The organism is Streptomyces sp. NPDC059679 (assembly GCF_042734105.1).
Lineage (GTDB): Bacteria > Actinomycetota > Actinomycetes > Streptomycetales > Streptomycetaceae > Streptomyces.
Window position 1 is genome coordinate 1 of record NZ_JBHWES010000138.1, and the last position, 9,295, is coordinate 9,295.

7 protein-coding genes are annotated in these 9,295 nt (G+C 69.7%); 5 read left to right on the forward strand and 2 right to left on the reverse strand.

What is annotated here, in order from left to right:
- The first annotated feature begins 246 nt into the window (after positions 1-246).
- From ACFV2X_RS54605 to ACFV2X_RS54615, 3 genes are all read left to right on the forward strand, one after another.
- Positions 247-903, forward strand: coding sequence for a PadR family transcriptional regulator (locus tag ACFV2X_RS54605; RefSeq protein ID WP_385631566.1), 657 nt, complete (start codon positions 247-249; stop codon positions 901-903).
- A gap of 314 nt (positions 904-1,217) precedes the next feature.
- The gene (locus tag ACFV2X_RS54610) at positions 1,218-2,237 is read left to right on the forward strand and encodes an ATP-binding cassette domain-containing protein (RefSeq protein ID WP_385631569.1); all 1,020 of its coding nucleotides are present in this window, start codon (positions 1,218-1,220) and stop codon (positions 2,235-2,237) included.
- Positions 2,234-3,010 (forward strand): ABC transporter permease, encoded by a 777-nt coding sequence (locus tag ACFV2X_RS54615; protein ID WP_385631571.1) that lies wholly within the window; start codon positions 2,234-2,236, stop codon positions 3,008-3,010. Before ACFV2X_RS54610 ends, ACFV2X_RS54615 begins: the two co-directional genes overlap by 4 nt.
- A gap of 271 nt (positions 3,011-3,281) precedes the next feature.
- Here ACFV2X_RS54615 and ACFV2X_RS54620 read toward each other — a convergent pair whose 3' ends face one another.
- Together ACFV2X_RS54620 and ACFV2X_RS54625 are read right to left on the reverse strand one after the other, a co-directional pair.
- Positions 3,282-4,193 carry a siderophore-interacting protein gene (locus ACFV2X_RS54620; protein WP_385631574.1) on the reverse strand — a complete coding sequence of 304 codons (912 nt, stop codon included), beginning with the start codon at positions 4,191-4,193 and terminating at the stop codon, positions 3,282-3,284.
- A 48-nt stretch (positions 4,194-4,241) separates the two neighbouring features.
- A complete protein-coding gene (locus ACFV2X_RS54625; RefSeq protein WP_385631577.1) occupies positions 4,242-5,168 on the reverse strand; it encodes a 5'-3' exonuclease H3TH domain-containing protein in 927 nt (308 codons plus the stop codon).
- Positions 5,169-5,410: 242 nt separating this feature from the next.
- Here ACFV2X_RS54625 and ACFV2X_RS54630 point away from each other — a divergent pair, with 242 nt between their 5' ends.
- Complete coding sequence (locus tag ACFV2X_RS54630) at positions 5,411-6,601, forward strand: glycine betaine/L-proline ABC transporter ATP-binding protein (protein WP_385631580.1); 1,191 nt, start codon at positions 5,411-5,413, stop codon at positions 6,599-6,601.
- On the forward strand, positions 6,594-9,218 hold the full coding sequence (locus ACFV2X_RS54635; RefSeq protein ID WP_385631583.1) for an ABC transporter permease/substrate binding protein: 2,625 nt from the start codon (positions 6,594-6,596) through the stop codon (positions 9,216-9,218). Before ACFV2X_RS54630 ends, ACFV2X_RS54635 begins: the two co-directional genes overlap by 8 nt.
- Positions 9,219-9,295 lie beyond the last annotated feature (77 nt).

Genomic DNA, 9,295 nt, shown 5'->3' on the forward strand with positions numbered 1-9,295 from the left:
ACCACGCAAACCCCCACCCGGAGCTGTCTGGGGGGCTGGTTTTTTTTAATACCCCCCGGGGGCCCGGCGGGGGCGAGCCCCGGCCCGCCCACGGCCCGTCGTATACCGCTTTCTGCTTTCTGCTTCCCGTTTCCTGCTTCCTGAGATCCACACGCGGCCGTGGAGTCGGCGCAGTCGCGATACATCGCGGTTGACGCTCCCGCTGAGTCACGATATGTTCGGCGACGGATATACGGAGGCGAGGTGATGACGGTGACGGCGAAGCGGCGCAAGCTGAACAACCCCTTGGCGCTCGCGGTGATGGCGCTCCTGAGCGAGCGGCCTATGCACCCGTACGAGATCGCGCAGGTGCTCCGGCGACGGGGCAAGGAACACAGCATCAAGATCAATTACGGTTCGCTCTACACCGTCGTCCAGAACCTGGAGAAGCACGGCTTCGTCGAGGTCGCCGGCACCCAGCGGCAGGGGCTCCGCCCCGAGCGCACGGTGTACGGACTGACCGAGGACGGCCGACGGGAGCTGCACGACTGGCTGGCGGAGCTGGTGTCCGTCCCCGCCCGGGAGTACCCCGCCTTCTCGGCCGCGCTCTCGCTGATCCTGGTGCTGCCCATCGACGAGGCCGACGAGCTGCTGCGGCGGCGGGCCGAGACGCTGGAGGCCCAGGCCGAGGCCCTTGAGGGCACGATCGGCGCCCTGAACAAGGACCTGCCGAGGGTGTTCCTGCTGGAGACGGAGTACGAACTGCACATGATCCGCGCCGAGATGGAGTGGGTCCGTTCGCTGCGCGAGGAGCTTGCGGCGGGCAACCTCTCCGGCGCGGCCGCATGGCGGGCGCTGAGCCGGACCGGCGAGATGCCGGCGGAATGGGTCGAGATAGAGGAGAGAACCAAGCCACAGGAGTGAAGAAGGCCCTGGTGCGCGCTGCGCCAACAGCACACACCAGGGCCCTGACCCCGGACCGGACCTGCGGTGATGGCAGGCCAGGCGATCGAGGTGCGGCACACCCAGGATAGCCCGGCTCTCCACCCGCGGATCGGTGCGGCGGATTTCGCACGCGACAGCACGCGACAGGTCGATGTCGTACGACAGATCAGACGCGACAGATCGGACGCGACAGATCGGACGCGACAGATCAGATGCGACAGATCAGATGCGACAGATCAGAGTGGAGACACGCCACCATGGCGCCAACAACCGGGGGACGTACCCCGCACCACATGCGCACACATGCGCTCGCAGTGGAAACCAATCAACTGGTCAAGACCTACCCGGGCGGGGTGAAGGCCCTTGACGGCATGGAACTGGCCGTCGAGTCCGGCATCGTCTTCGGCCTGCTCGGCCCCAACGGAGCCGGGAAGTCCACCACCGTCAAGATCCTCACCACCCTCGCCCGCCCCGACGCGGGCACGGCGGCCGTCGCCGGACACGATGTGCTCCGCCACCCCGGGCGGGTGCGCGCCGCCATCGGCGTCGTGGCACAGAAGTCCGGCGCCGACCCGGTGGCCACCGGGCGGGAGAACCTGCTGCTGCAGGGCCGGCTGTACGGGCTGCGGGGCGCCGCCTGCGCCCGCCGAGCCGATGAGCTGCTGGACCGCTTCGACCTCGCCGACGCCGGAAACCGCCCGGTCAAAGGCTACTCCGGCGGAATGTGCCGCAGGCTCGACGTCGCACTCGGGCTCGTACACCGCCCCGAAGTGCTCTTCCTGGACGAGCCCACGACCGGGCTCGACCCCGAGGCCCGCACGGCCATGTGGGAGGAGATCGCCCGGCTCGCGGGGGAGGACGGCCTGACGATCGTGCTCACCACGCACTACCTCGAAGAGGCCGACCGCCTCGCCGAGCGCATCGCCATCGTCGACCGCGGCCGGGTCGTGGTCGAGGGCACCCCGGACGAGCTCAAGGGCGAACTGCGCGGCGACGCCGTCCACCTGGAGCTGAGCGAGGCCGTCGCGGACGGAGCGGAGCCGCCGCTGCGGGACGCGCTCACCGCGCTGCCGGGCGTGCACGAGGTGGCCGTGGACGGCCGGCGCGTCAGCGCCCGCGCCGACGACGGCGCCGCCGCCGTGCCCACGCTGCTCACCGCCCTGGAGCGGGCGGGCGCCGCCGTGGCCACCGCGACCGTCGCCCGCCCATCCCTCGACGACGTCTATCTGCGCTACGCGGGCCGCAGCTTCACCGAGGCGGAGGCCGCGGCCGAGGCGCCCGTGCCGGCCGCTGCCGTGGGAGGTGTCCGATGAGCGCGACCCTCACTCAGACCTGGTATATGACACAGCGCCAGCTGATGGCCTACTGGCGCCAGCCCGTCTTCCTGCTGATCAATCTGATCCAGCCGGTCATCTGGCTGTTCCTCTTCGGCTCCCTCTTCCGCAAGATCACCGACCTCGGCGGCTTCGGCACCGGCTCGTACCTGGACTATCTGGTCCCGGGCATCGTGGTGATGAGCGCCCTGTCCTCCAACATGTGGGCGGGCATGGGGACCTTGGAGGAAATCGAGCGCGGCACCCTCAACCGCTTTCTGACCACGCCCGTCTCCCGCGGCGCCCTGATGAACGGCAATGTGGTCTCCCAAGGCATCACCACCGCCGTGCAGTCCGTCATCATCGTGGCGCTCGGCAAGCTCGGCGGCGCGGAATACCCGGGCGGCATCACGGGGTTGGCGCTGCTGATCGTGGCGTCCACGCTGCTCGGTACGGTCTTCGGCGCGCTCTCCAACGCCCTGGGCATGCTGGTCCGCGAGCGCGAGTCGATCATCGGCATCAACACCTTCCTGCTGCTGCCGCTGACCTTCCTCTCCGAGGCATTCATGGCCTCCTCCCTGATGCCGGGCTGGATGCGGCACATCGCCGACTTCAACCCGGTCAACTGGGCCCTGGTGGCCGGCCGCTCGGCCATGGCGGAGGACCCGGACTGGGCCGATGTGGCAACCCGCGGCGGAGCGCTACTGGCGCTCGCGCTGGCCGCGGTCTGGCTGTCGACCCGCACCTTCCGGTCGTACCAGCGCTCGGTCTGACCGCGCCCCGTGCGAGTGGACCACGGCGCGGACCACGGCGCGACGGGCGGCCCCGGCGGTGTCTGCACACCGCCGGGGCCGCCCCGTGTGCGTCTCTCCCGGATACGGGCGGGGCGCCGCGGGTACGGGCACGGCCCCGCATACGGGGCAGGCCCCGCATACGGGGCAGGCCCCGCAGGGCGGGCTGGCCTACCAGGCCAGGACCGCGCGTCGGGCCAGGCCGCCACCCCTGTATCGGGGCGGCCCCGCAGACCAGGCCCGATGCCACGCGTCAGGCCGCCGCAGCCCCTGCGCCGCCCGCGGCCCCAGCCGCTCCCGCGCCGCCCGTAGCCCCCGTCTCCCCTTCCTGCTCCGCCTCCACCTGCTGGTTCCACTCCCGCTTGGACGCCTGCCAGCCGTCCTCGTCGTGGCCGCGCCGCCAGTAGCCGGAAATCGACAGCCACTCGCGCGGAACGTCTCGCTCGAGCCGGAGATAGCGGCGGATCTGCTTCACAAAGCCCGCCTCGCCATGGACGAACGCGTGCACCTGGCCGGACGGGAAGTCCAGTGCGCGTACGGCCGCCACCAGCGCCTCGCCGACCGGCCCGCCACCGCGGTGCAGCCAAGTGATCTCCGCCCCGTCCGGCACGCTCAGCTTGAGCTCTTCCTCCGGACCGGCCACCTCGATCAGGGCGTGCACGGGCGTGCCCGTCGGCTGCTCCGTAAGCCGCTCCAGCGCGACGGCGATCGCGGGCAGGGCGCTCTCGTCGCCCACGAGCAGATGCCAGCCGGCCTCCGGGCTCGGCGCGTACGCCCCGCCGGGGCCGAGGAAAAGGATCTCCTCGCCGGGTTCGGCGCGCGCGGCCCACGGCCCGGCCAGGCCCTCGTCTCCGTGGATCACGAAGTCCAGGGTCAGCTCCTGGGCCGCGGGGTCCCAGGCGCGCACGGTGTAGGTGCGGGTGCGCGGCCACTGGTCGCGCGGGAACTCGGCGCGGACCTGAGCAAGGTCGAACGGCTCGGGGTAGACGACACCCTCGGCCGGGAAGAGCAGCTTGACGTAATGGTCGGTGCACTCGCCGGCGGAGAAGCCGGCCAGGCTCCCGCCGCTGAGCACCACCCGCGTCAGATGGGGCGTCAGCCGCTCGGCGCGCGCCACCCGCGCCCGGTTGACCTGCGGCGTCTTGCGGGCCGGACGGTCTGCCACGGCCACCTCCCTGATCCACAACGAGTTAGGGTTACCTAACTTAACACCTCATCCCTCAAGAGTGGAGAGCAGTCGGCGCAGTGATCCGCCGAGACCCCACCGTTCCGCCAGCGCCTCCACCGCCCCCGCGTCCCGCGGCTGCCGCGGCAACCGCGGGTCGAAGGCGGGCAGCGGGACGTCCGAGGCCACCCGCACCACCTTCGGCGCGACCGCCACATACTCCCGCGCCTCCTCCAGCCGCCTGCGCTGCGCCGGTGTCAGCTTGGAGGCGGGGTCGGCCGCCGCGGCCATGATCCCGGCCAGGTCGCCGTACGAGGCGAGGAGCTTGGCCGCGGTCTTCTCGCCGATCCCGGGCACGCCCGGCAGCCCGTCGCTGGTGTCGCCGCGCAGCAGCGCCAGATCCGCGTACCCCGCGCCACCCACGCCGTACTTCTCGCGCAGCGCGTCCTCGTCGAACACCTGCAGCGTGCCCACGCCCTTGACCGGGTAGAGCACTCGCGCCGCGCGCCGGTCGTCGACGAGCTGGAACAGGTCGCGGTCGCCGGTGACGATGTCGACCGGGCCGGACGCCCGGCCCGCGAGCGTGCCGATGATGTCGTCCGCCTCGTAGCCATCCGCGCCCACCCGGGCGATCCCGACCGCGTCCAGCACCTCGTCGATCACCGGGACCTGAGGGGAGAGGGTGTCGGGCACCTCCTCCTGGTCCACACCGTCTGACGCGGGGGCCTCCTCGGCCACCCGGTGTGCCTTGTACGAGGGGATCAGATCGACCCGCCACTTGGGGCGCCAGTCGAAGTCCATGCAGGCCACCAGGTCGTCGGGGTGGTGGTCCTGGACCAGCCGGGCGATGAAGTCGAGCAGCCCGCGCACGGCGTTCACCGGTGTGCCGTCGGGGGCGCGGACGGAGTCCGGCACCCCGAAATAGGCGCGGAAGTAGAGGGACGAGGTGTCGAGGAGCATCAGGCGTCGGGTCACGCCTCGATGATGCCGCACACCACTGACACAAACGCCCCGGAAATGTGACGTGGGTCACCGATTGGTTTACGCCAAACGGTTCAGGGCAGGCGCGCACCCGGAGCGGACCCGTTAGGCAAAACAACTATTGCATCGGGCACGCGGTCGGAAACCGCCCGCTCCACGACCCTTCCCCTGCCTTCGGCGGGGATACCCCACGGGGGGTGGGCGGGTCGTTTTTTGGTGCGACCCGAGAGGTATATGTGTCCAGGCTGCAAGCCGAACACCTCTACAAGGTGTTCGGCAGACGACCCGATGAGGCGGTGGCGAAGCTCGACGGCGGTACGGACCGTGACGAGCTGCGCACGGATGGCACGACGGCGGCGGTCATCGACGCGTCCTTCGCCGTTGAGGCGGGCCAGATATTCGTCGTCATGGGTCTGTCCGGATCCGGTAAGTCCACGCTGCTGCGCATGCTCAACGGACTGCTGGAGCCGACCGCCGGGCGCGTCCTCTTCGACGGCCAGGACCTGACGGCCCTGGCCGCGCGCGACCTGCGTGAGGTGCGCTCCCACAAGATCAGCATGGTCTTCCAGCACTTCGCGCTCTTCCCGCACCGCAGCGTCCTGGAGAACGCCGCGTACGGCCTCGAGGTGCAGGGCGTGCCGCGCGCCGAGCGCGAGCGCCGCGCCACCGAGGCGCTTGGCCTCGTCGGCCTGGCGGGCTGGGAGAAGTCCTGGCCCGACGAGCTCTCCGGCGGTATGCAGCAGCGCGTCGGCCTGGCCCGCGCGCTGGCCACCGACGCCGACCTGCTGCTGATGGACGAGTCCTTCAGCGCGCTCGACCCGCTGATCCGCCGCGATATGCAGGACCAGCTGCTGGAGCTGCAGAAGCGGCTGAAGAAGACCATCATCTTCATCACCCACGACCTCAACGAGGCCATGCGCCTGGGCGACCGCATCGCCGTCATGCGCGACGGCCGGATCGTCCAGATCGGCACCGCCGAGGACATCCTGGTCACCCCGGCCAACGACTATGTCGCCTCCTTCACCCAGGACGTCGACCGCACCCGGGTGCTCACCGCGGGCGCGATCATGGCCGATCCCGAGGAGGCGCTGGGCACCACGACCCCGGACGGCACGGTGCTGCGCACCGAGAGCGACATCCTGGCGGCCGCGCCCGCGACCGTCACCGCCGACACCCCGATCGTCGAGCTGTTCACGCCCTGCTCGCGCAGCGGCGTCGCGGTCGCGGTGGTCGACGAGGACGAGCGCTCGCTCATCGGCGTCGTCCCCCGCGCCCGGCTGCTCGCCGTGCTCGGCGACCCTGAGCCGGGGGCGGACGACGGACCGGACGCGACCGCCGGGGGCCCTGAGGCCATCAAGGCATCCAAGACCTCACAGACTCCCGAGTCTCCCGAGGCTCCCGAGGGGAAGGTGATCGCCGGTGCCTAGGATCGAGCTCGGAAGTTGGATCCGGTCCGGCATCAACTTCCTCCGCGACCACTTCGAGTGGCTCTTCGACTTCATCGCCAAGGTCGTCCAGGGGATGTACGACGGCGTGCACGATGTGCTCGCCGCCCCCAATGCCCTGCTCCTCGCGGGCATCCTCGCGGTGCTCGCCTGGTGGCTGCGCGGCCTGGTGCCCGCCGTCCTCGCCTTCGCCGGCTTCGCGCTCATCGACTCGATCGAGCAGTGGGACGAGGCGATGGAGACGCTGTCGCTGGTGCTGGTCGCCGGTGCGATCACGATCGTGCTGGCCGTACCGCTGGGCATCTGGGCCTCGCGCAACCGTGCCGTGAGCGCCGTGCTCCGACCGGTGCTGGACTTCATGCAGACGATGCCCGCCTTCGTCTACCTGATCCCCGGCATCTTCTTCTTCGGCGTGGGCGTGGTCCCGGGCGTCATCGCGACCATCGTCTTCGCCATGCCGCCGGGCGTACGGATGACCGAGCTGGGCATCCGCCAGGTCGACGCGGAACTGGTCGAGGCGGCCGACGCCTTCGGTACCACCCCGGGCCGGACCCTGCTGAGGGTCCAGCTGCCGCTCGCCCTGCCCACGATCATGGCGGGCGTCAACCAGGCCATCATGCTCGCGCTGTCCATGGTCGTCATCGCGGGCATGGTCGGCGGTGGCGGCCTCGGCTCCTCCGTCTTCGAGGCGATCAGCTCGGTCGACGTGGCCCTCGGCTTCGAGGGCGGCATCGCGGTGGTCATCCTCGCCATGTACCTCGACCGGATGACCGGCGCCCTCAACCAGCGTGTTTCGCCGCTCGGCCGACGGGCCCTGGCCAAGCAGGCCGCGAGCGCCGTGGGCGGCTCGAAGGTGCTCCAGTGGCGCCCCGCGACCTCGGTCGCGATGGTCGGCGTCATCGTGCTCGCGCTCGTCGCGGGCGGCCTCAATGTCTTCGGCGGCGGCGACGACGACGGCCAGAAGGTCACCGCCGACGTCGGCAAGGGCAGCAAGGTCAAGATCGGCTACATCAACTGGGACGAGGGCGTCGCCTCCACCTACCTGTGGAAGGAGATCCTGGAGCAGCGCGGCTTCAAGCCGCAGCTGCAGACGTACGACGTCGGCGCGCTGTTCACCGGAATGGCCGCGGGCGATATCGACATGCAGACCGACGCCTGGCTGCCCGCCACCCACGCCTCGTACTGGAAGCAGTACAAGGACCAGCTGGAGGACCTCGGCACCTGGTACGACAAGACCTCGCTCGAGGTCGCGGTGCCCTCGTACGTCAAGGACGTGAAGTCCCTGGACGACCTCAAGGGCAAGGCCGGCACCTTCAAGGGCAAGATCATCGGCATTGAGCCGGGCGCCGGCGAGATGAAGATCATGAAGGACAAGGTCCTCCCGGACTATGACCTGAACGGCGAGTACACGCTGGTCAAGGGCTCCACCGCGGGCATGCTCTCCCAGCTGGAGCGCTCCTACGCCAAGAAGGAGCCGGTCGCCGTCACTCTGTGGTCCCCGCACTGGGCATACAGCAAGTACAAGCTCACCAAGCTCGCCGACCCCAAGGGCGCCTTCGGCAAGGGCGACGGCATCCACACCATCGGGCGCAAGGGCTTCTCCCAGAAGCAGCCGCAGATCGCCAAGTGGATGAAGAACTTCAAGCTCTCCGAGAAGCAGCTCACCAGCCTCGAAGCGGCCATCCAGGACGCGGGCAAGGGCAAGCAGCAGGACGGCGTGCGCGCCTGGCTGAAGAAGAACCCCGGTGTGGTCGACAAGCTCGCCCCCGCGGGCGGCGCCGGCACCACCACCCAGGGCAAGCAGGCCGGGGCCGCGCCCCGGATCGGCTACTTCCCCTGGGACGAGGACATCGCCACCACCTACCTGTGGAAGAACGTCCTGGAGAAGCGCGGCTACAAGCCGTCGATCAAGCAGTACGACGTGGGCTCCATGTTCACCGGGATGAGCGCCGGGCAGATCGACGTCGAATTCGACGGCTGGCTACCGGTCGCCCAGAAGCAGTACTGGGACCGCTACAAGAAGAACCTCGTCGATATCGGGCCGTGGTACGACAAGACCTCGCTCGAGATCGCGGTGCCCTCGTACGTCAAGGACGTGAAGTCCCTGGCGGACCTCAAGGGCAAGGCCGACAAGTTCAAGGGAAAGATCATCGGCATTGAGCCGGGCACCGGCGAGATGCAGCTGCTCAAGAGCAAGGTCCTCAAGGACTACGACCTGGACAAGGAGTACGAGGTCACCAACAACGCCTCCCCGGCCATGCTCGCCCAGCTCGAGCGCTCGTACGCCAAGAAGGAGCCCGTCGCCGTCGTGCTGTGGACCCCGCACTGGGCGTACAGCAAGTACCAGCTCACCAAGCTGGCCGACCCGAAGAAGGCGTTCGGGGCCAACAACGAGATCCGCTCGCTGGGCCACAAGTCCTTCCCGAAGAAGTACTCCGAGTTCTACGGGTGGCTGAAGAACTGGCACATGACCGAGCAGGAACTGGCCAGTCTGGAGCAGGCCGTTCAGGACGCCGGCAAGGGCAATGTCGAGAAGGGCGTCCAGAAGTGGATCGATGCCCACCCCGGCATCGTCGACAAGATGGCCCCGGTGAGCTGACGGCCCACCGGAACCAACCGGAACCACCCTGAATCACCAGTGACCGCCGCCGCGGGCCGGAGCAAGCGCTCCGGCCC